This window comes from Delftia sp. GW456-R20, from assembly GCF_001622915.1.
Lineage (GTDB): Bacteria > Pseudomonadota > Gammaproteobacteria > Burkholderiales > Burkholderiaceae_C > Comamonas > Comamonas acidovorans.
Genome location: NZ_LWCN01000004.1, coordinates 431040 through 456990 on the forward strand (window position 1 = coordinate 431040; position 25951 = coordinate 456990).

24 protein-coding genes are annotated in these 25951 nt (G+C 66.5%); 12 read left to right on the forward strand and 12 right to left on the reverse strand.

What is annotated here, in order from left to right; all coding sequences use genetic code 11:
* Window positions 1–88: 88 nt before the first annotated feature.
* The gene (locus A4F85_RS07540) at window positions 89–1189 is read right to left on the reverse strand and encodes a porin (protein WP_063326203.1); all 1101 of its coding nucleotides are present in this window, start codon (window positions 1187–1189) and stop codon (window positions 89–91) included.
* 598 nt (window positions 1190–1787) lie between these two features.
* Here A4F85_RS07540 and A4F85_RS07545 point away from each other — a divergent pair.
* From A4F85_RS07545 to A4F85_RS29460, 3 genes are all read left to right on the forward strand, one after another.
* Window positions 1788–4280: a hybrid sensor histidine kinase/response regulator gene (locus A4F85_RS07545; RefSeq protein ID WP_063326204.1), complete on the forward strand. Its 2493-nt coding sequence runs from the start codon at window positions 1788–1790 to the stop codon at window positions 4278–4280.
* A gap of 420 nt (window positions 4281–4700) precedes the next feature.
* On the forward strand, window positions 4701–5432 hold the full coding sequence (locus A4F85_RS29455; RefSeq protein WP_082848157.1) for a hypothetical protein: 732 nt from the start codon (window positions 4701–4703) through the stop codon (window positions 5430–5432).
* 196 nt (window positions 5433–5628) lie between these two features.
* Entirely contained in the window at window positions 5629–5949 is a 321-nt protein-coding gene (locus tag A4F85_RS29460; protein ID WP_082848158.1) for a hypothetical protein, read from the forward strand.
* Here the strand turns inward: A4F85_RS29460 and A4F85_RS07550 are convergent.
* The 5 genes from A4F85_RS07550 to A4F85_RS07570 all read right to left on the reverse strand — a co-directional run bounded on the left by A4F85_RS07550 (window position 5930) and on the right by A4F85_RS07570 (window position 10951).
* Entirely contained in the window at window positions 5930–6883 is a 954-nt protein-coding gene (locus A4F85_RS07550) for a LysR substrate-binding domain-containing protein (RefSeq protein ID WP_063326205.1), read from the reverse strand. The genes A4F85_RS29460 and A4F85_RS07550 overlap by 20 nt on opposite strands.
* 167 nt (window positions 6884–7050) lie before the next feature.
* Window positions 7051–8214, reverse strand: coding sequence for an acyl-CoA dehydrogenase family protein (locus A4F85_RS07555; protein ID WP_063326206.1), 1164 nt, complete (start codon window positions 8212–8214; stop codon window positions 7051–7053).
* 57 nt (window positions 8215–8271) lie between these two features.
* A complete protein-coding gene (locus tag A4F85_RS07560; RefSeq protein WP_063326207.1) occupies window positions 8272–8667 on the reverse strand; it encodes a cupin domain-containing protein in 396 nt (131 codons plus the stop codon).
* Window positions 8652–9890 (reverse strand): CaiB/BaiF CoA transferase family protein, encoded by a 1239-nt coding sequence (locus A4F85_RS07565; protein WP_063327911.1) that lies wholly within the window; start codon window positions 9888–9890, stop codon window positions 8652–8654. The genes A4F85_RS07560 and A4F85_RS07565 overlap by 16 nt, the downstream gene beginning before the upstream one ends.
* Window positions 9891–9967: 77 nt before the next feature.
* On the reverse strand, window positions 9968–10951 hold the full coding sequence (locus A4F85_RS07570; RefSeq protein WP_043821828.1) for a Bug family tripartite tricarboxylate transporter substrate binding protein: 984 nt from the start codon (window positions 10949–10951) through the stop codon (window positions 9968–9970).
* 233 nt (window positions 10952–11184) lie between these two features.
* On the opposite strand from A4F85_RS07570, the gene A4F85_RS07575 reads away from it, so the two are divergent.
* Complete coding sequence (locus A4F85_RS07575; protein ID WP_012205499.1) at window positions 11185–11637, forward strand: SRPBCC family protein; 453 nt, start codon at window positions 11185–11187, stop codon at window positions 11635–11637.
* 100 nt (window positions 11638–11737) lie between these two features.
* On the forward strand, window positions 11738–12073 hold the full coding sequence (locus A4F85_RS07580) for a cupin domain-containing protein (RefSeq protein WP_063326208.1): 336 nt from the start codon (window positions 11738–11740) through the stop codon (window positions 12071–12073).
* 37 nt (window positions 12074–12110) lie between these two features.
* Here A4F85_RS07580 and A4F85_RS07585 read toward each other — a convergent pair whose 3' ends face one another.
* Together A4F85_RS07585 and A4F85_RS07590 are read right to left on the reverse strand one after the other, a co-directional pair.
* A complete protein-coding gene (locus A4F85_RS07585) occupies window positions 12111–12908 on the reverse strand; it encodes a hypothetical protein (RefSeq protein WP_370690607.1) in 798 nt (265 codons plus the stop codon).
* Window positions 12909–13020: 112 nt separating this feature from the next.
* Window positions 13021–14529 (reverse strand): aminotransferase-like domain-containing protein, encoded by a 1509-nt coding sequence (locus tag A4F85_RS07590; protein WP_063326209.1) that lies wholly within the window; start codon window positions 14527–14529, stop codon window positions 13021–13023.
* Between the two features lie 126 nt (window positions 14530–14655).
* Between A4F85_RS07590 and A4F85_RS07595 the strand changes: the two genes are divergently transcribed.
* Window positions 14656–15291, forward strand: a complete 636-nt coding sequence (locus A4F85_RS07595) for a LysE family translocator (RefSeq protein ID WP_043821819.1) — start codon at window positions 14656–14658, stop codon at window positions 15289–15291.
* Between the two features lie 27 nt (window positions 15292–15318).
* On the opposite strand, the gene mnmH is transcribed toward A4F85_RS07595, so the two are convergent.
* The 3 genes from mnmH to A4F85_RS07610 all read right to left on the reverse strand — a co-directional run bounded on the left by mnmH (window position 15319) and on the right by A4F85_RS07610 (window position 18347).
* Window positions 15319–16383, reverse strand: a complete 1065-nt coding sequence (gene mnmH, locus A4F85_RS07600; protein ID WP_063327912.1) for a tRNA 2-selenouridine(34) synthase MnmH — start codon at window positions 16381–16383, stop codon at window positions 15319–15321.
* 226 nt (window positions 16384–16609) lie between these two features.
* Window positions 16610–17722: a serine hydrolase domain-containing protein gene (locus tag A4F85_RS07605; protein WP_063326210.1), complete on the reverse strand. Its 1113-nt coding sequence runs from the start codon at window positions 17720–17722 to the stop codon at window positions 16610–16612.
* Between the two features lie 37 nt (window positions 17723–17759).
* Window positions 17760–18347, reverse strand: coding sequence for a retropepsin-like aspartic protease family protein (locus A4F85_RS07610; RefSeq protein ID WP_231890490.1), 588 nt, complete (start codon window positions 18345–18347; stop codon window positions 17760–17762).
* Between the two features lie 137 nt (window positions 18348–18484).
* Here A4F85_RS07610 and A4F85_RS07615 point away from each other — a divergent pair, with 137 nt between their 5' ends.
* Window positions 18485–19252, forward strand: a complete 768-nt coding sequence (locus A4F85_RS07615) for a DsbA family protein (RefSeq protein WP_043821814.1) — start codon at window positions 18485–18487, stop codon at window positions 19250–19252.
* A gap of 66 nt (window positions 19253–19318) precedes the next feature.
* Here the strand turns inward: A4F85_RS07615 and icd are convergent, their stop codons facing one another.
* On the reverse strand, window positions 19319–20581 hold the full coding sequence (gene icd, locus A4F85_RS07620; RefSeq protein ID WP_012205489.1) for an NADP-dependent isocitrate dehydrogenase: 1263 nt from the start codon (window positions 20579–20581) through the stop codon (window positions 19319–19321).
* Between the two features lie 209 nt (window positions 20582–20790).
* Between icd and A4F85_RS07625 the strand changes: the two genes are divergently transcribed.
* From A4F85_RS07625 to A4F85_RS07645, 5 genes are all read left to right on the forward strand, one after another.
* The gene (locus A4F85_RS07625; RefSeq protein ID WP_012205488.1) at window positions 20791–21012 is read left to right on the forward strand and encodes a hypothetical protein; all 222 of its coding nucleotides are present in this window, start codon (window positions 20791–20793) and stop codon (window positions 21010–21012) included.
* A 214-nt stretch (window positions 21013–21226) separates the two neighbouring features.
* Window positions 21227–21679, forward strand: a complete 453-nt coding sequence (locus tag A4F85_RS07630; RefSeq protein ID WP_063326212.1) for a DUF192 domain-containing protein — start codon at window positions 21227–21229, stop codon at window positions 21677–21679.
* 9 nt (window positions 21680–21688) lie between these two features.
* Window positions 21689–22060 (forward strand): DUF2946 family protein, encoded by a 372-nt coding sequence (locus tag A4F85_RS07635; protein WP_063326213.1) that lies wholly within the window; start codon window positions 21689–21691, stop codon window positions 22058–22060.
* A 122-nt stretch (window positions 22061–22182) separates the two neighbouring features.
* The gene (locus A4F85_RS07640; protein WP_063326214.1) at window positions 22183–24390 is read left to right on the forward strand and encodes a TonB-dependent receptor; all 2208 of its coding nucleotides are present in this window, start codon (window positions 22183–22185) and stop codon (window positions 24388–24390) included.
* Between the two features lie 14 nt (window positions 24391–24404).
* A complete protein-coding gene (locus tag A4F85_RS07645; protein WP_063326215.1) occupies window positions 24405–25937 on the forward strand; it encodes a PepSY domain-containing protein in 1533 nt (510 codons plus the stop codon).
* Window positions 25938–25951 lie beyond the last annotated feature (14 nt).

Below are 25951 nucleotides of genomic sequence, written 5' to 3' on the forward strand. Positions count from 1 at the left end.
ATCGGCAGATCCGCAGATCGGCAGGCCCTGCGTGGCAAGGGCCTGCCCAGCCTTGAAGGCTTCGTTTCTGGAAAAGGCGCTGTGCCGCTCAGAACGAGTGGCTGATGCCCAGATCCATACCGGTCGAGCCGGCGTTGGCCACACCCGCAGGGCCGCCGATCAGGCCGACGCTGGCGCCGTTCTTGTTGTTCACACGCGCCAGCCCTGCGTACAGAGAGGTGCGCTTGGAGAAGTCGTAGACATATCCGATCGAATACTTGTCGGCCTTGCCGCCGCTGCGCGTGAGGGCAGAGGCGTTGCCGCTGAACTTGGCGCTGGCGTACTTGACGCGCAAGCTGCCTGGCCCCATGGGGATGGTCGCGCCCAGGTAGAAACCGTCCACCTTCCCGGAGGTTGCGCCGTTGACGGGCTCCCACTTCAGGCTGTTGTATCCGCCATTGAGCAGGAAACTGCCGAAGTTGTACGAGGCGCCCAGCACCAGGTCTTCCAGATCGCTGGTTGCAGCGATGGCGCTGGGCGAAGCCACGGCTGCGGTGCCGTCGATCCTGCCGTAGCCGATACCCACGTTCAGTGGGCCCGAGCGATAGCCCAGGTTGCCGCCTATGTACCTGCGGGCCTTGCTTGCGCCAGAGCCGGAGGCGTTCTCGTCGCCAAAGGAAACCGAGAACTGGCCATAGACACCGCCCAGGTCGCTCGGCAGGAAGTAGCCCACGGCGTTGCTGATGCGCGTGCGGTCGACCACGCCGCTTTGGCTGGCGGCGTTGTAGGCAGTCTGGCGGATCGTCTGGAACAGATTGGCCTGCACACCGGTGGTGGTGTCGGGGCCCGCGAAAGCGGTGAAGATGTTGTAGCTGGGGGTGTAGTCGCGACCCAGCCGGATTTCACCCCAGGAATTGTTGCTCAGCCCGATCGTGGAGCGGCGCTCGAAGCCAAGGGAGCCGCTGCTGCCGCCAGTGCCGACATCGGGGTTGAGGCCGCCTTCAAGCCAGAGCTGAGCTCGGTTGCCGCCGCCGAGGTCCTCCGTGCCGCGCAAGCCAAGCAAGCTGGTCTTGCCTTGGCTGGAGTTCAGTGCATTGAGCCTGTTGCTGCCGGACTTGGCAATGGTGACACCGACGTCCACCACACCAAAAATGGTGACGGAAGATTGTGCCAAGGCCAAGCTGGAAGAAGAGGCGAAGAATGTGCCCATCGCGAGTCCCAGAATGCGCGAGCACGTTTTTTGATTTTTCATTGGCAAGATACGAACTGAACTTATTAATGAGAATGACGGTAGCCTCCTGCCACCGCTGCGGGAACTCTAAGCAACACATAAGTATTCTTCGTGACAGCTGTGCTGTGTGACATGAAAGTCACAGCAGCGGCGGTGCCTGCGGCACGTTTCCTGCAGGGAAGCCCTCTCGCCGCCACCCTTCAACCATGGCCTGCACGACGGAGCAGATCATTCATTGCCGATTTGTTTGATTCATATTCGAGAAATTGGCGGAAATATGCATCCTTTTGCCTTCTTCTCAATAAGTTTCTCGACTTCCATATTTTCAATGACACATTTCGAGCGTTCGTCGACCGATTCATCTGTCATTGGGGACCCAAATTCAGCCCATTGCACGGCCAATTCAACCCAATAGTCCCTGGAAGGCCGAAAGCTCACAAGAATTGCCGCACCGAGGACTGCAGCCTCAACATCGGTCGCACCAGCAGTCACAGCTATGATCCCCAGGCAGCATCGCCGTCCCCGCCAGCGGCGAGCTGCCCCCTCTCCTCCACCCAACGCCCCGCCCCATCCCCCCATGATCCAAGCGTCTGACGAGATTGCCCTGCTTCGGGCTGAAAACGCCCGGCTGCGGGCGCAGCTGGCGATTGCGACGGCGGGCCATGCCAGCGCTGTGCAGGGCGCGGGCGCCAGCGATAAGGACCCCTTCGATGCGCAGGTGGCGGACCAGAAGACGCTGTTCTCGGATTTCATCGAGCATCTGCCGATAGGCCTGTGCCTGGTGAGCAAGGGCGGCAAGGTGCTGATGTCCAACCCGGCCTACCGCCATTTCCTGCCGGAGACCCCCATCCCTTCGCTGCTGTCGGCCGAGGAAGACCGGGGGCGCTGGCGCAGTTGGGACAAGGATGGCAAGCCCGTCCCCCGTGACCAGTTTGTGGCCGCCCGCGCGTTCCGCGGGGAGCTGGTGGTGCCGGGCGTTGACTGTGTCTATGACACGCCCCAGGGGCTTGAGGTGTGGACGCGCGTGTTCGGGGTGCCGCTGCGCAATGCGGACAAGGAAGTCGTGGCCACGGCCATCGCCATTTTGGACATCGATGCGGAACGGCGGGCGCTGGACATGTTGCGCCAGAGCGAGGAACGGCTGGATGCGCTGGTGCGCTCCTCGTCGGAAGTGCGCTACTCCATCAGTGCGGACTGGAGCGAGCTGCACCAGCTGGCAGGCGGCGGGTTCATCCCTGACACGCAGGCTTCCAACACGAACTGGCTGGAAGACTACATCCCCCCGGAGGACCGCGACCTGGTGCGCGCGGAGATCGCGCGGGCCATCCGCACGAAGACGGACTACGTGATCGAACACCGGGTGAACCAGGTCGATGGCAGCGTGGGCTGGGCGTTCTCGCGCGCCGTGCCGCTGTTCGATGCCGCAGGCGCCATCACCGGCTGGCTGGGAGCGGCCTCCGACATCACCGAGCGCAAGCAGGCCCAGGCCGCGCTGGAGCGCTTGAATGCCACGCTGGAGGAACAGGTGGCAGAGCGCACGGCCGACCGCAACGCACTGTGGCAGCTGTCTTCCGACATCATGATGCGCTGCACGTTCGAGGGCATCATCACTGCGGTCAACCCGGCCTGGACCGAGGTGTTGGGCTGGCGTGAAGACGAGCTGCTGGGCACGACGCTTTTTCATCTCATCCATCCGGAGGATCTGGCGCGCACCATCCACGACACGCAGGAGCTGGCCACAGGCATGGCGCATGCCCGGTTTGACAACCGGTATCGCCATCGGGACGGGAGCTACCGCTGGATCTCCTGGTCCACCCGTTCGGCGGCAGGCCGCATCAATGCGGTGGGCCGCGACATCACCTCCGAAATGGCCAAGGCCGAAGCGCTGGCCAAGGTGCAGGAGCAACTGCGCCAGTCGCAGAAGATGGAGGCCGTGGGCCAGTTGACGGGCGGCCTTGCGCACGACTTCAACAACCTGCTGGCGGCCGTCATGGGCAATCTGGAGCTGCTGCAGCGGATGCTGGCGCGCGGCCAGGTGGACAACCTCACGCGCTTCATCCATGGAGCGCAGGGGGCGGTGCGGCGCGCCGCCACGCTCACGCAGCGGCTGCTTGCGTTCTCGCGCCGGCAGATCCTGGACTCCAAGCCCACCGATATGGCCGCGCTCCTGGCCGATTGGGAGGACCTGCTGCGCAGGACGGTGGGCGCCAGCGTGGACATCGACATCGTGCCGGCAGCCCATCTGTGGCATGCGCAAATCGATGGAACGCAGCTGGAGAACGCCATCCTGAACCTGTGCATTAACGCCCGCGATGCCATGCCCGAAGGCGGCCGGCTGACGATCAGGACAGCCAATATCGAGCTTGAAGAGGCGGCAGCCCGGGAATGGGATCTTCCGCCGGGCGGCTATGTGTCGCTGTGCGTCACCGATACGGGCACCGGCATGTCGGAGCAGACCATTGCGCGCGCCTTCGAGCCGTTCTACACCACCAAGCCGGTGGGCCATGGAACAGGGCTGGGGCTGTCGATGATCTACGGCTTCGCGCGGCAATCGGGAGGAGCGGTCAGGATCTTCTCCCAGCCGGGCCAGGGCACCACGGTCTGCCTGTATCTGCCCAGGTGCGACGCCGCGCCCGTTGCAGAACGCGCGGTCGATACGGCAAGGCAGGTGGTGGTGCCTGCCCAAAGGACCTTGCTGGTCGTGGATGACGAAGCCCCGATCCGCCATCTCATCGACGAGGCGCTTGTCGATCTGGGCTACACGGTGCTTGCCGTGGCCGATGCAGCTGCCGCACTGCAGGTACTGCGCGCCGGAACCCGGGTGGACATGCTGATCACGGACATGAGGCTTCGCGGCGGAATGAACGGCAAGCAGCTGGCCGACGAGGCTCGCCTGGGCCGGTCCGACCTGCCGGTGCTCTTCATCACCGGGTTCACCGAGGCATCTCCGCTCAGCCAGGAAAACCTGCACCCCGGGACGCAGCTTCTGACCAAGCCGTTCACATTGGATGCGCTGGCGCTCAAGGTGGCGGAGATTCTGGGCAGTACAGACGCTGTGCCATTGGACTGAGTTGCGCGGCTGGCGCCGTGGTGACCCGCAGATTCCGGGCGCCTGTCTCGCAGCTCAAACCCTGCCATATCGCATCTCCCTCGGCCCTCGTAGTGGCTATGTGGGCAGACTCGATCGCCGACGACAAAGGGGCACTGCCAAAGCGGCAAGAGCACTCGGATGCACGGCACCAGGAACTTACGGATTCATCAAGCCTGCGAATCAGCGCAAGCCTTGCTCATCAGGCCATCCGAATGCGTGTGTTTAGACCGTTGATCGTCAATTCACGTCAATTCCTAGGAAGTATCTTATTTTTAAGAACAAACAGAAAACGACAGCAGTCTGCACTTGATCTGAAAATGCTAAAGAACTTAGACTAATAGCGCCACTCACTGAGATGTGGCAGCAAAGGCTTATTAAAATTTCAGCACAGAGGGAACTATGCTAAGTAAAATTCTCACCGGATCCATACTTGTTCTCGGTTCAATATCTGCAATGGCCCAAGATTTTTTGATAGGGAATGAGGAGATTGAAAAGAACGGCATGCCAATGGTCGCCAGAAGTATTTCTGGCAGCATGGCTGGAATGAATGGTACTGTGACCATAAATCTAGTCAAGCTATCAAATGGATCGTATCTCTACGAAACCACCAATCAAAATGATGAAGCAATTGAATTCAACAAGAGGTTGTGTGAAATGTACGGAGACAAGAATCCAGAATATCCTGGAAAAATGGTAATTGGTAGCGATGAAAGGAATATTCCCCTTCATTGTGAACCGGCTTCCCTTCAAAAGGAAATGTCATTTAAGCAACATTCCAACTACTATTACATGCCTGGTGGCCAATGGGACTACAGACCTGTTCTATCTCTAAGCTACGACCCTTACCCACGTGCTGGTTCATATACAAGAGTATCTGCAAGTGCAGGAGTTGACTTTTCTGTCGCGAGAGGTGGCGATCTTTCACTCGCCGTTGGAGTTCGAGGAATTCCAAATTGCTATAACAATGGTTTCACCATGGCTGGTAGCATTCCAGTAGCAAATTTGCAAGTCGCAGTTCTGTGCTACATGTACCCCCATTTGGCCGGCACAGGGGGAAAGGCCGTTTCTGCTCGAGCAGTTTCGGAAAGCAAATACTCGGCCAGTGAGAACGGGATAATGGAAATCTATTGAAGCAACAATAAACCAAGTGTATGACACCAGGAAGCCATGGTGCCTTCTTCAGCCTAAAACAGAAGAAAGTACCATGGCAACCCGTCTTTGATGATGGTGCCCGCACAACGCCGCACATCCGCGCATAACTCCAGCCAGTATCCGGCCATCAACGGCTTTGGCCAATTACTTCACAGGCCGCTGATATGAAAAAACCATGTCAAGATCCAGTTTTTTGCGCAGTGTGTTGGCTGGCGCAGTCTTGCTGATCACCGCATGCGGGGACGCAAAAAACGCAACCGCTTGCGAAAACCATGACCTTAATCTGGTTCGGACGAATGTACTGAAAAAACTGAAAGAGAAGTTTCCTCAGTACGCATTCGATATCACCAAGGTGACGTTTTCTCCGGGAGAAAAAGTGCCTTTTTGGCACGTGGAGGCCATCACCCAATCGAATGGTAAGGAGCTGGTGGTTTTCGCCATGCACTACTGCGAAGGGTCTGTAGAGGTGACAGCCCTCAACCCCTACCACCCTTGACGGCGGTGAAGGCCATCGCCCTCACCCTCTCAATGAAAGCCTGCAGCACCGCCGCAGGCTGGTCCGCCCGCCAGGCCATGACGGCGGGCGTCATGGCCTGCTGCGGACCGCGCAGCGGCACGAACACCACGCCGTTCATGCCCACGCGCTGCATGCAGCTGGGCACCAGGGCCACGCCCTGTTCTGCCGACACCAGGGCCATGACGGTGAGCCACTGGCGCGCGGCGTGGCGGGTGTGGGGGTGGATGCCGGCCTGCTGCAGGCAGGCGATGACGTTGTCGTAGTTGGCCGGGGCCACTTCGCGGGCGAACATGACGAAGGTGTCGCGGGCCAGTTCGCGCAGGTCGATGTAGGGCTGCCGGGCCAGCGCGTGCGTGGCGGGCAGGCAGCAGACAAAGGGTTCCTCGCCGATCGACAGGGTCTGCAGGCCGTCTGGCGGGGTCGCTATGTTGAGAAAGCCGCAGTCGATCTGGCCGCTGGCAATGGCCTGCAGTTGCTCGCGCGTGGACATTTCATGCAGGCAGACTTCGACCAGGGGGCGCTCGGCGCGGAAGGCGCGGCAGAAGTCCGGCACCTGGCGGTAGACCATGGAGCCGGTGATGCCCACGTCCAGCCGGCCCTGCATGCCCTCGGCCACGCCACGCACCACGTCGGCCGCATGCTGCAGTTGGGCGAGCACCTTGCGTGCCTCGACCAGGAAGGCCTCGCCCGCAGGGGTGAGGCGCACGTTCTTGGCGTCGCGGTCCATGAGGCTGGCGCCCAGGTCCTGCTCCAGGGTCTTGAGCGCCATGCTCAGCGGCGGCTGGGTGATGCACAGGCGCTGGGCCGCGCGGCCGAAGTGACGTTCCTCGGCCAGGGCGACGAAATAGCGCAGCAGGTGGGTCTTCATGAGAGGCGGCGGATGGGGAGCAAGCGAGATGGCATCTTGCACCATGGCTACCTCTGAAATACAGATTGATAAATCATGGGACTTCAGATGGTTCGCAGCCACAAAACCCGCGCACATCAACTTTGAGACACCGAGGAAGGGCCGCCCCGCACCGAGGGTGTCGTCCCCCTCCGCGCAGCGAGAAGGGGGAAGGCGCGAAGCGACTCAGGGGGTCAATACGATTTAGGCAAGCCCAATACCTTTTCGGCGATGAAGCACATGATGAGCTGCGGGCTGACGGGAGCCAGGCGTGGGATCCAGGATTCGCGCATGTAGCGCTCCACGTGGTATTCCTTGGCGTAGCCCATGCCGCCGTGCGTGAAGATGGCGGTTTCGCAGGCCTTGGCGCAGGCTTCGGCCGCCAGGTACTTGGCGGCGTTGGCCTCGGCGCCGCAAGGCAGCCCCCTGTCGTAGAGGAAGGCGGCCTTTTGCACCATGAGGTGGGCCGCCTCAAGCCCCATCCAGGCCTGGGCCAGCGGGTGCTGTATGCCCTGGTTCTGGCCGATGGGGCGGTCGAAGACCACGCGCTCCTTGGCGTACTGGGTGGCGCGCGCCAGGGCGGCGCGGCCCAGGCCCACGGCCTCGGCGGCGATGAGGATGCGCTCGGGGTTGAGGCCGTGCAGGATGTACGAGAAGCCCTTGCCCTCTTCGCCGATGCGGTCCTCGGCGGGGATGCGCAGGCCGTCGATGAACAGCTGGTTGGTGTCCACGCATTTGCGGCCCAGCTTGTCGATCTCGCGCACCTCGATGCGTTCGCGGTCCAGGTCGGTGTAGAACAGGCTCAGGCCTTCCGTGCCATTGCACTCTTCCACGGGCTTGGTGCGCACCAGCAGCAGGATCTTGTTGGCGACCTGGGCGGTGGAGATGAAGACTTTCTGGCCATGGACCACGTAGACGTCGCCATCACGCACGGCGCGGGTCTGCAGCTTGAGGGTGTTGAGGCCCGCATTGGGCTCGGTCACGCCGAAGCAGGCCTTGTCCGTGCCCGCGATCAGCGGGGGCAGCCAGCGGCGTTTTTGCTCGTCCGTGCCGAAGACGACGACGGGGTGCAGGCCGAAGATGTTCATGTGCACGGCCGAGGCGCCCGACAGGCCTGCGCCCGTGGCCGAGATGGTGTGCATCATCAGCGCCGCCTCGCTGATGCCCAGGCCCGCGCCGCCGAATTCTTCGGGCATGGCAATGCCCAGCCAGCCCGCGTCGGCCAGGGCCTTGTGGAAGTCGTGCGGGAAGCCGCCTTCGTGGTCCTTGTGCAGCCAGTAGTCGGCGTCAAAGGGGGCGCAGGCGCGCTCGACGGCGTCGCGTATCTGTTCCTGTTCTTCGTTCCACAGAAAGTCCATGGTGTGTTCTCCGTTGCTTGTTGCTGTTCGCTTGTCGTGTCTGTGGGGTGACGGGGCTCAGGCTGCCGGCCGGCGCACGCGCTCGGGGTTCTCGCCGTAGGGCGGGCTGTAGAAGACCAGCAGGCGCACGGGCTCGGCGCTGGTCACGCGGAAGATGTGCATGCAGTCCTCGGGGAAGAAGCAGGTGTCGCCGGGCTGCATGGCAAAGCGTTCCTTGCCGTCCGGGGCGTCGATTTCCACCTCGGCCGTTCCGGCCAGCAGGTAGCAGGCCTGCTCCATGCCGGGGTGGGCATGGGGCAGCGCGCCGCCGCCCTGCTCCAGCGTGCCCAGTACCAGCTCCATGTGGCGCGCGCCCACGTTGGCGGCGCTGACCAGGCGTCGGTTGACGGTGCCGTGGTGGTTGGCGGGGCTGTAGCCGGGCACGTCTTGTTCGCGGATCAGGTAGCGGGGCATGGGCGGTTTCCTTCTGTCTGTGCTTGTGCTTGTGTTTGTGGTGGGGCGTCTTGCAGCGCGGCAGCCTGGCTGCAGGCGCGGCTGGCCTGCAGGGCGGCCAGCTCGGCCTCGGTCAGGCCCGCGTCGCGCAGCACCTGCAGGGTGTGTTCGCCCAGGCGTGGCGCGGGGGCGGCGCGTTCTGCGGGTGGCGTGGCGCTCCAGCGCGTGGGGCTGGCCGTGGTGCGCAGCCGGCCTTCGCTGGGGTGGTCTATCTCGTGCACGAAGCCGGTGGCCTGGTGCTGGGGGTCGGCGATCAGGTCCTCGGGCGAGGCCATGGGCATGTTGGGCACATCGGCCGCGTCCAGCAGCGTGCGCCATTCGGCGGTGGTGCGCCCTGCCATCAGCCGCGAGACTTCGGCATAGACGGCATCGATGTGCAGCGCGCGCTGGCTGTGGGTGGCGAAGATGGGCTCGGCCATGCGCTCGGGCTGGCCTATGGCGTTGAAGAAGCTGTGCCAGTGCTTGTCGTTGTAGATGAGAACGCACAGGTGGCCGTCGCTGGTGCGATAGGGCCTGCGGTGGGCCGTGAGCAGGCGCGCATAGCCGGGACCGCCCAGTTGCGGCTCGAACGACAGGCCCGCCATGTGGTCGCCCAGGATGAACTGGGTCATGGCCTCGAACATGGGCACGACTACGGCCTGGCCCTTGCCGGTTTTCTCGCGCGCATAGAGGGCGGCCGTGACGGCGTAGACCGCGTGCAGGCCGGTGACGCGGTCGCCCAGGGTCATGGGGGCATAGGCCGGCTCGCCACCGCCGTATTGCTGCGCCAGCCAGGGCACGCCGGTGGCGCCCTGGATGAGGTCGTCATAGGCGGGCCGGGCCGCGTAGGGGCCGCGCTGGTCGAAGCCGCAGCAGCTCACGTGGATGATGCGCGGGTTGCGCGCCGCCACGTCCTCGTAGGCCAGGCCCAGTCGCGCCATGGCCTGGGGCCGCACGTTGCTGACCAGCACGTCGCAGCCTTCGGCCAGGCGCAGCAGGGCCTCGCGCGCGGCGCCCTGCTTGAGGTCCAGCACCACGGAGCGCTTGCCCTGGTTGGCCTGCAGGAAGATGTGGCCCATGGCGGGGTTGCGCATGGGGCCGACGTGGCGCATGTTGTCGCCCTCGGGCGATTCGACCTTGATCACCTCGGCCCCCAGGCCCGCAAGGATCTGGGTGGCAAAGGGGCCCATGACCACCGAGGTCATGTCCAGCACCTTCACTCCGGCAAGAGGGCCTTGCTGTCCCTGCTGCCCTTGCTGCGCTTGTTCCATGCCGCTGTCCTTCACTGCGCCTCGATGCCCGCCTGCTTGACCAGTTGCCCCCAGCGGGCCATCTGGTCCTTCACATAGGTGGCGAACTCGGCGGGCGTGGCCGTGGGCCAGACCTCGAAGCCGACCTGGGCCAGCTGCTCCTGCACGGCCTTGTCCTTGAGGATGGCCTGCAGCTCGGTGTTCAGCCGCTCGGTGATCTCGGCGGGCATCCCGGCCGGGCCGAAGATGCCGTTCCAGGAAGTGATGTCGAAGCCCGGCAGCGTCTTGCCGATGGCCGGCACATTGGGCAGCAGGGTCGAACCCTTGGCCGCCGTCACGGCCAGGGTTCGCACGCGGTCGGTCTTGATCGTGCCCCAGGCCGAGCCCAGGTCGGCCACATAGACCTGGATCTGGTTGCCCATGAGGTCGGTCAGCGCCTGCGGGCTGGACTTGTAGGGCACCGAGGTGATCTGGGCGTGCGTGACGTACTTGAAGGTTTCCGAGGCCACCAGCGAGGTGCTGTTGGGCGTGCCGTAGGACAGGCGGTCGGGATTGGCCTTGGCGTAGTCGATGAGTTCCTGCACGGTCTTGGCGGGAACGGAGGGGTGGACCAGCAGCGCGAACGGCAGCTCGCCCACGCGCGCCACGGGCGTGAAATCCTTGACGGGGTCGTACTTCAGGCCCTTGACCAGCCAGGGGTTGGCCGAGTGCGAGGTGTTGGTGGTCATGAACAGCGTGTAGCCGTCCGGCTTGGCCTTGGCCACATGGTTGGCGGCAATCTGGGCATTGGCGCCGGCCTTGTTGTCCACGATCACGGGCTGCCTGAGCCGCTCGCCCAGCCGGGTGGCCACCAGGCGCGCCACGGCGTCCGTGCCGCTGCCGGCCGCGAACGGCACGACCAGGGTGATGGGATTGGAGGGGTAACCACCCTGCGCCGACACGGAGGGCGCGGCCACGGCCGCAATGGTGCTGATAGCGCCAAGGGCCAGGGCCCTGCGCAACGGGGAATGCTTCATTTGCTTGTCTCCTGTTTTCTATCCTGTTTCCTATGGAAAGCGGCGCTGTGTATCCAGCGCTCGCCGCCATGGTGCGGGCGTCAATGATTCAAGTCCAATTCTTTAAAACCAAGCAAGGATTCGATTTATGAATCATTGAATCCTGCGTCAGGCTCCATGTCCCGCCTCTTGCGCAAGGACTGCATCGGTGCGAGGCTGGCAGCCTTGCACGACACCACGCCAAGGAGTTCCGCATGTCACACACCGTCCACACCATCCGGCTGCACCGCGTCCTCAAGGCGCCGCCGCAGCGCGTGTACCAGGCCTTCACCACGGCCGCTGCCCTGGCCAAATGGCTGCCGCCCCACGGCTACATCTGCGAGGTGCCCGAGTTCGACGCCCGGGTCGGCGGGCGCTACCGCATGGCCTTCGTCAATCTGTCCACGGGCGGGCGCAGCGGCTTCGGCGGGGAATTCCTGGACCTGGAGCCCGGTCGGCTGGTACGCCATACCGACCGCTTCGACGACCCGCAACTGCCCGGCGAGATGATCACCACCATCACGCTGCGCGAGGTGTTCTGCGGCACTGAAATGGATGTGACCCAGGAAGGCGTGCCCGCCGTCATTCCCGCCGAGGCCTGTCACCTGGGCTGGCAGGAATCGCTGCAGTTGCTGACGCTGCTGGTGGAGGCCAGCGTGCCGGGCTGAGACCCTGCACAAGCCCCTGCTGTCACACAGCTGCGGTTGTTGGATTGCCGTGCTTCGGAGGACAATGGCAGTATTGCCCGCCAACGCCCGGAGGTCCGCCATGGCCACCCCCTTTGCACTGACCGCTCAAGCCATCGATGTCCTGCCGTTTGGTGCGCGGCTGGCGGGCGCCCGGACCTGCGCCCTGTTCAAGTCCCAGGACATGGAAGTCATCCGCGTGGTGCTGCGCGCCAGCCAGTCGCTGCCGCCGCACAAGGTGCCTGGCAGCGTCAGCCTGCACTGCCTGGAAGGCGAGCTGGAGGTGATGCTCGGCGAAAGTCGCCAGTCCCTGCAGGCCGGCCAGCTGATGCACCTGCCGGCGAACATGGCGCATGCGGTACGCGCCATCGAAGACACCTCCGCTCTGGTCACCATCGTTCTGTGCGACGCGTCCTGACGCTTGCCACTTCAGCGCATTCAGCCCACTGAGCGCTTCAGCGCACCGGCAGGAACTGCATGAACGGCCCCGCCACCAGTCCCTGCCCGTAGCCGATGAAGGAGCGCCTGTAGCGCTCGGTGGTGTAGTTGGCGATCAGGTCCAGCCGGCCGATGATCTTGCCCATCTCGCGCTCGAAGCTCAGGTTGCGCGCGTCGTCGCCCAGGTGGTTGGACAGCAGCAGCGGCCCGCCCGCTGCGTTGCGCCGTGAGTTGAGAATCCAGTTGGCCACTTCCACGTTGCGTGCGGCGTTGTAGATCAGCTGCGGGTCCAGCCCATGGACCAGGGTGAAGCTGGTGCGCCCGCCGTGGGCGGTGATGATGGTGTCGGCCAGCGCATGGACGAAGGCGGCCACGCGGTCGCCCTTGAAGTCGGGCTGCAGCGCCAGCGAGAGCGCGGCCACGTCCTGGGCGCCGCGCAGGTCGGCCCAGGGCTGGCGCTCGGTGATGGCGATGCGCACGTAGGCGGATGCAGCCTCGCGGCTTTCGGCGGTTTTCTTCCACTCGGCGGGGTTGCGCAGGTACAGCTTGTCCATGATGCGCATCAGGCTGTCCAGGTTCTCCTTCATGGCCAGGGTGGCCATGCGGTTGCTGTCGGACTGCACGATTTCGCTGGGCTCGAACGAGGCGCCCTCCACCTTGCCGCGCGGCGCGGGCGTGTCGGCACAGCCCGCTGTCAGCAGCAGCGCCAGCACCGGCGCCAGGCGGCGCGCCGCACCGCCTCCCGGTCGGGGCCGGCTGTCGTTCACCCCGGCTCTGCGGCCGGCCTCCCCTGGCAAGACAAGCTCAATAGTCATCCCGGAACGATAGCAGCGCACTACCGGGGCGCCGAGGCCCGATGCCCTGTCTTACATACCCTGGCGCCGGCAGCGTCAACCTCCCGTCAGGCAGTGTTGCTGCACCATCCAGTCATCCACCGCCCCGGTGCTGCGCCAGCAGGTGGCCAAGGATCTTCCAGGTCTGGGGCTGCTCCACCATGGGCACGGGAATGCGCAGCATGCTGCCCGCGGCCTGCCTTGGTGAAAACAGCAGGCCCGGTGCCAGCAGCAGGCCCTGCGGCGCGGCATGGCGGGCCAGCACCTCCGAGTCCACGCCGCAGTCCACCCAGGCGAACATGCCGGCCTGCGGTTCGTGCGGGGCGCGGCAGTCCAGGGCTTCGAGCATGCGCAGGCAGCGGTTGCGCGCGCGGTCCACGCGCTCGCGCAGGCGGTCCACATGCTTGCGGTACTGGCCATCGGCCAGCACGCGGTGCACCACCTGCTCGCCCGGCAGCGCCGTGGTCAGCCCGCCCAGCAGCTTGAGGTCGGTCAGCCGCCGTATCAGGTCGGTGTGCGCCGCCACATAGCCCACGCGCAGGCTGCCGGCCAGGGTCTTGGAGTAGCCGCCCACCAGGAGCACGCGCTGCAGCCGGTCCATGGCGGCCAGGCGCACGGGCACGCCGGGCAGGAAGTCGGAGTAGGTGTCGTCCTCGGCCAGGTAGAAGTCGTGGCGCTCGGCAATGCGCAGCACCTCGTGGGCCACGCCGGCCGACAGGGTCTGGCCCGTGGGGTTGTGCACGGCCGTGTTCAGGATGAAAAGCCGGGGCTGGTGCTGGCGGGCCAGCCGCTCCAGCGCCTCCACGTCGGGGCCGCCGGGCAGGCGGGGCACGCCGACCACGTTCACGCCCAGGGCGTTGAGCCGGCCGAAGATGAGGAACCAGCCCGGGTCTTCCACCAGCACGGTATCGCCGGGCCGCACCAGGCTGCGCACGATCAGGTCCAGGCCCTGGGTGACGCCGGCCACGGTCATCAGGTGGGCCTCGGGGTGGGCGGGCACGTCCTGGGCCTGCAGCACCGAGGCGATCTGCTGGCGCAGCGGCAGGTAGCCCTGGGGCACGCCGTAGGTCAGCAGGCTCGGCCCCGTGCTGCGGCCCACGGCGCGCAGGGCCGAAGCCAGCATCTCCTGGTCCAGCCATTCCGGCGGCAGCATGCCCGCGCCACCCGAATGCTCCATGCCCTCGCGGAACATGCTGCGCAGCAAAAAGGCGGTATCGAAGGCTGCGCCCTGCTCCAGCGTAGGCAGGGCATCGCTGGCGCGGGGCGCCGCCTGGGCCGCACGCCGGGCGCTGACGAAGACGCCCGAGCCGCGCCGCGAATGCACCAGGCCCTGGGCGGCCAGCCGGTCATAGGCCTGCACCACGGTGTCGCGGCTCACGGCCGCCTCTTGCGCCAGCGCACGCACGGAAGGCAGGCGCGAGCCCGCGCGCAGGCCGTGGTGGCGGATCAGGCCGCCGTAGTGGTCCACCAGCTGGTCCACCAGCGAGAGGTCGGAAGACCGCAGCGGGCGCCAGGGCGCAGCGGCCTGGAAAGCCGTATCGGAGGATGCGCGCGGTGCCTGCGGTGTATTCGGGGTGGCGGCCGGATCAAGTGTCAGGGTCATGTGGGCAGGCCAGTTGGCAAATTGTTCTGGCAAAGTGTACTGCTACTGTACCGAACACTGACATTAGCATGGCCTGACGGCGCCGCGGCCTGCGGCATGCGCAGACAGGGCGCCGGATTCCCTGTCATGCCTGTTGCCACCATGCCCTTCGATACCGCCCACACCTCGTTCCTGCTGCCGCTGGCCATGTTCTCCTTCGTCAGCTCCGTCACGCCCGGCCCCAATAATGTCATGTTGACGGCCTCGGGCGCCACCTTCGGCTACCGCCGCACGGTGCCCCATATGCTGGGCATCACCCTGGGCGTGGTGGTCATGGTGCTGCTGGTGGGCGCGGGCCTGGGCGCGGTGTTCGAGCGCCTGCCGGTGATCTACACCGCGCTCAAATACCTGGGCGCGGCCTACCTGGTCTGGCTGGCCTGGAAGATTGCGGGCAGCGGCGGCATCGACGGCGGCAATGCGGGCGCCCGCCCCTTCGGGTTCTGGCAGGCGGCGGCGTTCCAGTGGGTCAACCCCAAGGCCTGGATCATGGCCATCGGCGTGATTGCCACCTACACGCCGCGCGAGGATTTCTTCATCAACCTGGTGCTGGCCGCCCTGGTGCTGGGCATCGTGAACTATCCCAGCGTCAGCGTCTGGACGCTGTTCGGCAGCGCCGTGGGGCGCGCGCTGCGCTCGCCGCAGGCACTGCGCCGCTTCAACTGGGGCATGGCCGCCCTGCTGCTGCTGTCGCTGTACCCGGTGCTGGCAGATTCACACGCCTGATTCAAACGCCTGATCCACGCGGCCGCTTCATGCGGCCGATGCCCTATCCAGCGCCAGTATCTGGTGCGCCAGCGCGGAGATGCCGGCCTCGCTGAGGTCGTCGGCCTGCACCCTGCGGCGCGTGCGCCACTGCGTGAAATGCCGCTCCTGCGAGCGCTCGTAGTGCGGGTCGTAGTGCTGGGCCATGAGCTCGGAGAAAAGCGGCGAGAGGCTGCGCTCATGCGCCCAGGCCTGCCAGCGCGAGATGGTCTCCTTGCCCTGCAGCTCCTTGAGCCAGCCCAGCTTGTCGGCCAGCGTCTGCGGATCGTCGCCCAGGTAGGCGTAGTCGCGCAGCAGGTAGGCCAGGCGCGCCTCGGGCGTGGCATCGAGCGCAATCACGGGCGACTGGCGCATGTGCTCGACCAGCACCAGCGGCAGGGACACGCGGCCGATCTTGGCGCTCTCGCCTTCCACGTACACGGTGCGCGACGGATCGAAGCTCTCCAGCTGCTGGGCCAGCAGCGTCTCGAAGTATTTCTGGCTGGGCTGCTCCACCCCGGGCAGGTTGCCCAGCAAGGAGCCCTTGTGACTGGCATAGCCCTCCAGGTCCAGCACCTGCTCGCCGGCCTCGGCCAGGGCATGCAGCACGCGGGTCTTGGCGCTGCCGGTGGCGCCGCACAGCACCTGCAGGCGCAGTTGGGGCACCAGGCGGTCGATCAGCTCGATCACATGGCCGCGATAGGACTTGTAGCCGTTGGCCAGTTGCTGGGCATCCCAGCCGACCAGGCGCAGCCAGGTGACCATGGAGCCGCTGCGCAGGCCGCCGCGCCAGCAGTAGACCAGCGGCTTCCAGTTGGCGGGCTTGTCGGCGAAGGTTTCCTGCAGATGGCGCGCCAGATTGGCCGAGACCATGGCCGCGCCCAGGCGCTTGGCCTCGAAGGGGCTGACCTGCTTGTAGATGGTGCCGATCCGAGCGCGCTCCTCGTTGTCGAGCACGGGGCAGTTGATGGCGCCGGGAATGTGGTCCTGCGCGAATTCGGCAGGCGAACGGGCGTCGATCAGGGTGTCGAACTGGTGGCGGTCGGCGATGCGGATGGGCTGGCGGTGGGACACGGGCAAACGGTGATCTGGCGATCATGCGGGAGGCAGAAACAACCGGCGCCATGGCCTCAGGGGCTCATGGGCCGGCACCGGAACCAGGAAAGTGGATCGAGCCTCGACACGCACCGGCCCGCCCCGCTTCGCGCCCTGCTTGCGCGAGCCGGGCACGCGGCCGACCTTGGAAGCCGGGATTCTCGCACGCCCGACGTGCCCGCGCACGGCTGTCAGGGCAAGGCTGTCAACGCAAGGCAGCGGCGATCAGGCCCTGCACGGCGGCCACGCGCTGCACCTGCTGGGGGCTGTCGTAGTTGCCCATGAAGACGGCATACACCAGCGAATGCTGGGGCACGACCACCAGCCGCTGGCCGCCCAGGCCGATGGCCATGTAGTACGCCAGGCCGGCGCGGGTCTGCCCCACGTACCAGTGGTGGCCGTAGCGCAGGCCGGGCCAGGCGTCCACGCGCGGCTGAATGGATTGCACAATCCAATGCCGAGGTACCAGCGCCCGGCCTTGCCATTCGCCCTGCTGCAGCACCAGCTGACCAATGCGGGCCAGGTCCCGCGCCCGCAGGCGCAGGCCAGAGGCGGCGGCCGCCTCGCCGTTGGTGCCAGGCGTCCACTCGGCCTTGTCGATGCCCAGCGGAGCAAACAGCTTGTGCCGCGCATAGTCCAGCAGCGGCATGCCACTGCCCTGCGCGATCAGATGGCCCAGCAGGGCCGTCGCCCCGCCGCTGTAGCACCAGCGCTCGCCGGGCGGGGCGACGATGGGCTGCTCCAGCACGTAGCGGTAGCGGTCGCTGCTGCGCTCCATGGCGATTTCGCTGTTGCGCGGGTCGGAATACGGAAGGTCCTCGTCCCATTGCAGGCCCATGGTCATGCCCAGGGCATGGGAGATGAGGATGGCGCGCCGGCCCTCATCGGCCGCCAGATCGCCGTAGGCGGGAAAGGCCTGGACCAGGGGCGTGTCCAGCGCGGGCACCTTGCCTTCGGCCAGGGCCATGCCGTACAGCAGGCCGACAATGCTCTTGCTGACCGAGCGCACATCGTGCAGGGAGTCGGCGTTGAAGGCCACCTTGCCCAGCGGCTCGCCCCAGCGCTCGTCCTCGCCCTCGAAATAGCGCTCCAGCGCCAGCCGGCCGTGGCGCATCACGACGACGGCGTGCAGGTTCGCCAGTTCTCCGCTCTGCACGCCCTGGTCCAGGCGTTCGCCCAGGTCCTCGGCCAGGCCGGTGCCGGTGGAAAAGGCACCGCCCTGCCCCACGCTGGCACAGGCCGTGCAGCCCAGCGCCGCCAGGGCTGCGCCCGTCTGCAGCCATCTGCGCCTGTCGGTGCGAAAGCCGTTGCTTGTCATGTCCCTCTCCCTTAACTTAATTAGTTGCCTTACGTACTTACCGCTTGGGCGAAGACCCGCTGCCGCGCGGATGGATCAGCATGCGGTCGCCGCGTATTTCCACATCGAACTGGCGCAGGAAGTTCTGGCCCAGCAGCGCATCCCTGTCCGTGCTGCCGGTATAGCCCGTGCCCACGCGCAGGCCGCTGACCACCAGGGAGGCCACGCGCACCTGCTCGGCCACCACCATGCGGCCGTCGCGCTCGCCATTGGCGGTGCGAAAGCGAACCGGCTCGCCGCCGTCCAGGCCTGCGCGCTCGGCCAGCGGCTCGGTCACGCCGACCATGCTGGCTCCCGTGTCCACCAGGAACATGACGGGCTGCCCGTTGACGGCCCCTTCCACGCGGAAATGCCCGTCGCGGTCACGCGCAATGGCCACCGTGCCATCGGCCTGGACCTTGACGTCGGCCGGCTTCAGGTACATCTGCATGGCCCAGTACAGCACGCCCATGACCAGCAGCCAGAACAGCAGAAAACCCAGCATGCCGCGCCGGGCGACGGACTGGACGCTGGGCTCGGCGGCCGGGGTGGAGGCAGCGGACGGATCGGACGGATCGGACGGAGGCGGCGTGGATTTGAGGCGCATGGCAATGCAGACGGGATCGACGATGGCAGCACGGTGGCTGCACGGCGGCAGTCGCCCATTCTGCCTGCGGCCCTGCCCCGTCACGGGCAAGCCAATAGCCGCTACAGTGGGCGCCTTCATCACAGCCCGCTCCTGCCATGACCACGACCGCGCAGCCGCCCTTTGTCCTTCACTACATCTTCGACCCGCTGTGCGGCTGGTGCTATGCCGCCGCGCCCCTGGTCAAGGCCGCGCGCAGCGTGCCCGGCGTCACGCTGCAATGGCATGGCGGCGGCATGCTCACGGGCGCCCACACCCGCACCATCACGGCCGACTGGCGCGGCCACGTGATGCCGCACGACCAGCGCATTGCCGAGATGACGGGCCAGCCCTTCGGCACGGCCTACTTCGACGGCCTGCTCAACGACCTGGGCGCCGTGCTGGACTCCGAACCGCCCACCACGGCGCTGCTGGCCGCCGAGGAACTGGCGGGCCGGGGCCTGGACATGCTGGCGCGCCAGCAGCAGGCCCACTACGTGGAAGGCCGGCGCATCAGCGATCCGGCCGTGCTGCTGGAACTGGCCCGGGACCTGGGCCTGGACGTGGCGGCCTTCACCGACGCCTTCCAGCGCCTTTCGGGCGCCGCCACCCAGGCCCATATCGCCCAGTCGCGCGAATGGCTGGAACTGGCACAGGGCCAGGGTTTCCCGACCTTCGCGCTGGAGTTCGACCACCCCGAGGCCGAGCAGCCGGGCCAGCGCGCCATCCAGCGCATCGACATCGGCCCCTGGCTGGGAGATGCCGATGGTTGGGCGCAGCAACTGGGCGAGTGGGTGCAGCAGGTGGCGGCCATCACCGCCGGCGAGCAGACCGCGCCCCAAGGCGAGGATTGCGGGCCCGATGGCTGTGCGCTGCCCAAGAGCTGATCCCTCAACGACCAGCAAAGAAAAAACCGCGCCTGGCGCGGTTTTTTCATGGAGCACGGGCGCCCGTCAATCCATCTTGGAGATCATCACCTCGCCAAAGCCGGAGCACGACACCTGGGTGGCGCCGTCCATCAGGCGGGCGAAGTCGTAGGTCACCTGCTTGCTCTGGATGGCCTTTTCCAGTGCGCTGATGACCAGGTCGGCCGCCTCGCGCCAGCCCATGTGGCGCAGCATCATCTCGGCCGAGAGGATTTCGGAGCCCGGGTTCACATAGTCCTTGCCCGCGTACTTGGGGGCCGTGCCGTGCGTGGCCTCGAAGCAGGCCACGGAGTCGGACATGTTGGCGCCGGGCGCAATGCCGATGCCGCCGACCTGGGCCGCCAGCGCGTCCGAGATGTAGTCGCCGTTGAGGTTGAGCGTGGCCACCACCGAGTACTCGGCCGGGCGCAGCAGGATCTGCTGCAGGAAGGCGTCGGCAATGGAGTCCTTGATGACGATGTCGCGGCCCGTGCGCGGGTTCTTGAACTTGAGCCAGGGTCCGCCGTCGATGGGCTGGGCGCCGAACTCGCGCGCGGCCAGCGCGTAGCCCCAGTCGCGGAAGCCCCCTTCGGTGAACTTCATGATGTTGCCCTTGTGGACCAGGGTCACGCTGGGCTTGTCATTGTCGATGGCGTACTGGATGGCCTTGCGCACCAGGCGCTCCGTGCCCTCGATGGACACGGGCTTGACGCCGATGCCCGAGGTCTCGGGGAAGCGGATCTTCTTGACGCCCATTTCCTTGACCAGGAAGTCGATGAGCTTCTTGGCGTTGTCGCTGCGCGCCTCGTACTCGATGCCCGCGTAGATGTCCTCGGAGTTCTCGCGGAAGATGACCATGTTGGTCTTCTCGGGCTCCTTCAGCGGCGAGGGCACGCCCTTGAAGTACTGCACGGGGCGCAGGCAGACGTAGAGGTCCAGCTCCTGGCGCAGCGCCACGTTCAGCGAGCGGATGCCGCCGCCCACGGGCGTGGTCAGCGGGCCCTTGATGGAGACCACGTACTCGCGCAGGGCCTGCATGGTTTCCTCGGGCAGCCAGACATCGGGGCCGTAGATGCGCGTGGATTTCTCGCCCGCGAAGACCTCCATCCACTGGATCTTGCGCTTGCCGCCATAGGCCCTGGCCACGGCGGCATCCACCACCTTGATCATCACGGGCGTGATGTCCACGCCGGTGCCGTCGCCTTCGATGAAAGGAATGATGGGCTGGTCTGGCACGTTCAACGACATGTCGGCGTTGACAGTGATCTTCTGGCCCTCGGCCGGCACCTGGATGTGCTGGAAGCGGTTCATGGGGACGGGTCTCCGTTGGCTGGTGCACGAGGCAAGAGTGAATGCCCGGATCGGGCACGAATTTGGTGCAGAAAATTCTAACGACAATCGGGCCGCCCTCCTGTCAACGGCGATACAGTAAGCGCGTTGAGCATGTGCGGTGCATCAAGAATTTCGCACCGTTGTCTGATTCAACTTGGCTTCTACCGCTTTTCTAGGAAATGGCATATATGAAAAAACTCCTCGCTGTCCTGATCGCCGGTTCGTTTGCCGCAGGCGCCTTCGCACAGGCCGCCGCAGCACCCGAAGCGCCGATGTCGGCTCCCACGGCCGCTTCCGCAGCTGCTCCCGCCCACACAGCCAAGAAGGCCAAGGTCGCCAAGAGCGGCAAGCACTCCGGCAAGAAGCACGCCAAGCGCTCCACGAAGAAGGCACACAAGGCCGTGGCCTGATCCATGCCGCGGGATGCCAGCCGGCATCCCCTCGAAAAAGCCCGCAAGTCAGCAATGCACTGCGGGCTTTTTGCCGCCCGCCCGGCCATGATGGCCCGGCCAGGCCGATTTTTGCGTCCGGCCACGCGCCCCCTGCGACAGAATGTGCAAGATGACGAAGCCTTCGACACCCCTCCACACATCCCTTTCCCGCCGCGCGCTGCAGCGGTTGCTCATGGCCGCCTGCCTGGCTGGCGCCGCCGTATCGGCAGGCGCACAGCCCCAGGGCAACCCCCAGATGAATCTGCGCCGCGTGGAGTTGACGGCCGGAATCCACCGCATCGATGCCCAGGTGGCCGCCTCGGACCGCGAGCGCGCCATCGGCCTGATGTTCCGCCAGGACATGCCCGCGCAGGAGGGCATGATCTTCGTCTTCGAGGTGCCCGCCGTGCAGTGCTTCTGGATGCGCAACACCCTGCTGCCGCTGACCGCCGCCTTCGTGGCCGATGACGGCACCATCGTGAACCTGGCCGACATGAAGCCCATGACCGAGGACTCGCACTGCTCGGCCAAGCCCGTGCGCTATGTGCTGGAGATGAACCAGGGCTGGTTCGCCAAGCGCGGCCTGAAGGCCGGCGTCAAGCTGGGTGGCAGCCTGTTCACGCCCGCGCCTGCCGCCAAGCCATAATCACGGCCCATGCAAGCGCTTCGCTCCTCGTTCTGGCTCACCCGGCTGATATTGGCCTGGTTTGCCGTGACGCTGGGCGTTGCCGTGGCATCGCCCCTGGTCCATCCCCAGGGATTCGAGCTGGTCTGCACGGCCAGCGGCGACGTCAAGCTGGTGGCGCTGGGCGACAGCGCAGCCCCGGGCATGGGCCACCACCAGCTTGACTGCCCCATGTGCCTGCCCGCTGGTGCACCGCCGCCGGCCCTGCCGCAGATGGCGGTGCCCCAACAGCAGCCGCTGGCCCACGCGCTGCTGCCGCTGGTGGCGGCGCACATTGCCTCCGTCACACGCGCGCCGCTGCCGGCGCGCGGCCCTCCCCCGCTGACTGCCGTGTTCTCTTGAATCGCCGCCGGGCCTGCTGATGCGCGCCCGGCCCGCCTGTGCCGCACCTGTGGCCCAGGACTGCGCCGCATGCGCGGTGCAAGACCCGGAGTCAGTTCGTGAATTCTTCCCCTTTCCCCGCGATGGCGGCGCCGGTGCGCGCGTCCACGCACGCCTTTCGTCTCCATCCCCTGGCCACGGCGCTGTGCTGCGCGCTGGGCGCCGCATGGGCACCTGCCGCGCACGCGCAGGCCCTGGCCGAGGCGGCACTGCCCGCCGTCGAAGTCTCCGACCAGGCCACGGCCGACGCCAACGGATTGCTGCCGCTGAACAAGACCGTGGGCACGGCCAGCCGCCTGGGCCTGACAGCGCGCGAGACACCGGCCTCGGTGCACATCGTGGACCGCACCGCCATTGAGGCGCGCGGCGCCCAGGACACGCAGGAGATCCTGCGCTCCATTCCGGGCGTCACGGCCTACAGCCCGCCCGGCAACATCGGCATCAGCTACCGGGGCTTCGGCACGGGGTCGGTCAGCCAGCTGTTCAACGGCATCAACCTGCAGTACTCCATTGCGGCACGGCCCGTGGACAGCTGGATCTACGACCGGGTGGAGGCCATTGGCGGCGCCTCCGGCTTTCTCTACGGCGCAGGCGGCGTGGGCGGCACGCTGAACTACATCACCAAGCTGGCCCAGCGCGACAGCTTCACCGAAGGCCAGTTGCGCCTGGGCAGCTACGGGCTCAAGGAAGCCTCCGTCGGGCTGAACCGCCGCCTGGGCGATGCCACCGACAGCCAGGGCACGACCCATTACCTGCGCCTGGACCTCAACCACCGCGATGCCGGCAGCTGGGTGGGCGGCACGCAGTCGCGCTCCACGCAGCTGGCGGCCTCGCTGCTGTCCGACCTGGGTGGCGGCCTGACGCACACCCTGGCCTACGAAGCCCAGCATGAGCGCGTGGACCGCCCCTACTGGGGCACGCCGCTGCTCAACCCGCTGCGCGGCCAGGCGCGCATTGACGAGGCCACCCTCGGCAAGAACTACAACAGCGCCGACGGCCTGTACGCCCAGCGCGTGCAGTGGCTGCGCTCCATCACCGAATGGCGGGCCAGCGACCGGCTCAAGCTGAGCAACACCTTCTACGCCTATGACGCGCTGCGCGACTACCGCAACGTGGAGACCTACCGCTTCACGCCCGACAACAGCGCGGTGGTGCGCTCGGCCGCGCTGCTGCAGCGCCATGACCAGCGCATGGTGGGCGACCGCATCGAAGGCAGCTACCTGGGCGAGCTGGCCGGCCGGCGCAGCGAATGGGCCTTTGGGCTGGATGTGAGCGTGAACCGGCAGACACGCTTTCCGAACAGCCTGTCTGGCACGGTGAGCACGGTCAATCCCTACGATTTCACGACAGAGAACTTCTACGACATTCCCGGTATGGCGCCCGGATTCAGGCCCGACCGGGACAACAAGGTCACAACCACCGCGCTGTACCTGGAAAACCGCACGGCCCTCACCCCGGCCCTGCACCTGCTGACCGCCCTGCGCCATGAACGCATCGATGTGGACCTGACCAACCGCCGCGATGTAACGCCCGCGCTGCCCGCCAGCTACAGCCGCAGCTACAGCCCGACGACCGGGCGCGTGGGCCTGGTCTGGGATGCCACGCCCGAGGCCAATCTCTACGCCCAGTTCTCCACGGCGGCCGATCCGCCGTCGGGCATGCTGATGGGCGCCTCGTTTGCCGACGCCATCAACAACACCGGACTGACCACGGGCCGCCAGGTGGAGGCGGGCAGCAAGCTGTCGTTCTGGCAGGGCAAGGGCACGGCGGCGCTGGCGGTCTATCACATCACGCGCCGCAACATCTCCACCCAGGACCCGCAGGACAGCACGCGCACGGTGCTGGTGGGCCAGCAGTCCTCGCGCGGGGTGGAGCTGTCCATGGGCCTGGCGCCCACGCCGCGCTGGTCGGTCCAGGGCAACTGGAGCCATGTGGACGCGCGCTATGACAACTACCAGCAAGGCGGCGTGTCCCTGGCGGGCAAGCGGCCCACGAATACGCCCGCCAGCGTGCTCAACCTCTGGACCAGCTACCGCATCACGCCGGCGCTGGAGGTCAACGCCGGGCTGCGCCGCGTGGGAGGCATCTATGCCGATGCGGCCAACACCCTGTCCTGGCCTGCCTACACGCTGCTGGACCTGGGCCTGAGCTACCGCATCGACCCGCGCATGACCGTGGTTGCACGGCTGCGCAATGCCACGGACCGCGTCTACGCCGCCAGCCTGACCAGCACCATGGCCTACCTGGGGGCGCCGCGCACGGCCGATATCACGCTGCGCGTGGCGTTCTGAGCGAGGGCCGCGCCATGCGCCTTCACCTCAAACGCTGGCTGTTCCTGCTGCACCGCTGGCTGGGCATTGCCGTGTGCCTGTTCTTTGCGCTGTGGTTTGTCTCGGGCATGGTGATGATGTACGTGGGCTACCCCAAGCTCACCGAGGCCGAACGGCTGCGCCACCTGCCCCCGCTCGATGGCAACGCCGCCCTGCTCGCGCCCGCCGAGGCGCTGCGCGCGGCCGGCATCGAGGGCCCGCTCAAGGATCTGCGCCTGCATGCCGGCAGCGCCGGCCGTGCCAGCTACCTGGCCACGCCCGAGGGGCGGCGCCAGCCCGTGGCCATTGATGCGGCCAGCGGCCAGGTGCTGCCCGCCACCAGCGAGGCGAAGGCCCTGGCCAGCGCCCGCGCCTTCGCGGGGGACGGCACGGGCCTGCACTACCTGGGCACGGTGGATGAGGATGCCTTCAGCCACTCGCGCGCGCTGGACATCCACCGCCCCCTGCACCGCGTGCAACTGGACGATGCCCAGGGCACGCTGCTCTACATCTCCGGCCGCACGGCCGAGGTGGTGCGCGATGCCACGCGCACCGAGCGCGGCTGGAACTACCTGGGCGCCTGGCTGCACTGGCTGTACATGTTCCGGGGCAATGCCTTTGATGGCGCCTGGGCCGACATCGTCAACGTGCTGTCGCTGGTCGGCATTGCCGTGGCCATCACCGGCACCGTGGTCGGGGTGATGCGCTGGCGGTTCAGGCAGCCCTACCGCAGCGGCCGGCGCACGCCCTACCCGGGCCTCGCCATGCGCTGGCACCATGTGGCGGGCCTGCTGTTTGCGCTGACCACGCTGGCCTGGATCTTCAGCGGCCTGATGTCCATGAACCCCTGGCGCCTGTTCGACACGGGCACGCCGCCACTGCACATGGCCCGGTGGCAGCAGGGCCCACTGCGCCTGACCGGGGACGACGCCACGCCGCAGTCGCTGATTGCCGCAGCGGGCGGCCCCGTGCGCGAACTGCGTTGGCTGCGCACCGCAGGCCGCACCGAGGTGCTGGCCCAGCCCGCAGCCGGTACGCCCCTGGTGCTGGACAGCGCAAGCGCCGCGCCCGCATCCCATTCGCACGAGGCCCTGCTGGACCGCGCGGCCGTGCTGGTCGACGCCCCCGTGCTGCGCAGCGAATGGCTGACCGCGCACGACCTGTACTGGTACGAGCGCGCCGAGCACACCATGATGGGCGGCCATGACAAGCCTCTGCCCGTGCTGCGCGTGGTCTTTGGCGATGCTGCGGCCAGCTGGGTGCACATCGACCCGCACACGGGCCAGGTGCTGGGCCGGCTGGATGGCACCCAGCGCCTCAAGCGCTGGCTGTTCGCCATGCTGCACAGCTGGGACTGGCTGCCGCTGCTGCAGCGCCGGCCGCTGTGGGATGGGCTGCTGCTGGCCTTCAGCCTGGGCGGCCTGCTGATGAGCGCCACGGGCGTGCTCATAGGCGTGCGCAGGCTGCGCCGCAGGCGCAGTCATCGCGCACAGGCATCTGCTTGCTTGGAGGCGCAGCCACATGGTTAGCCACCATACTGTAT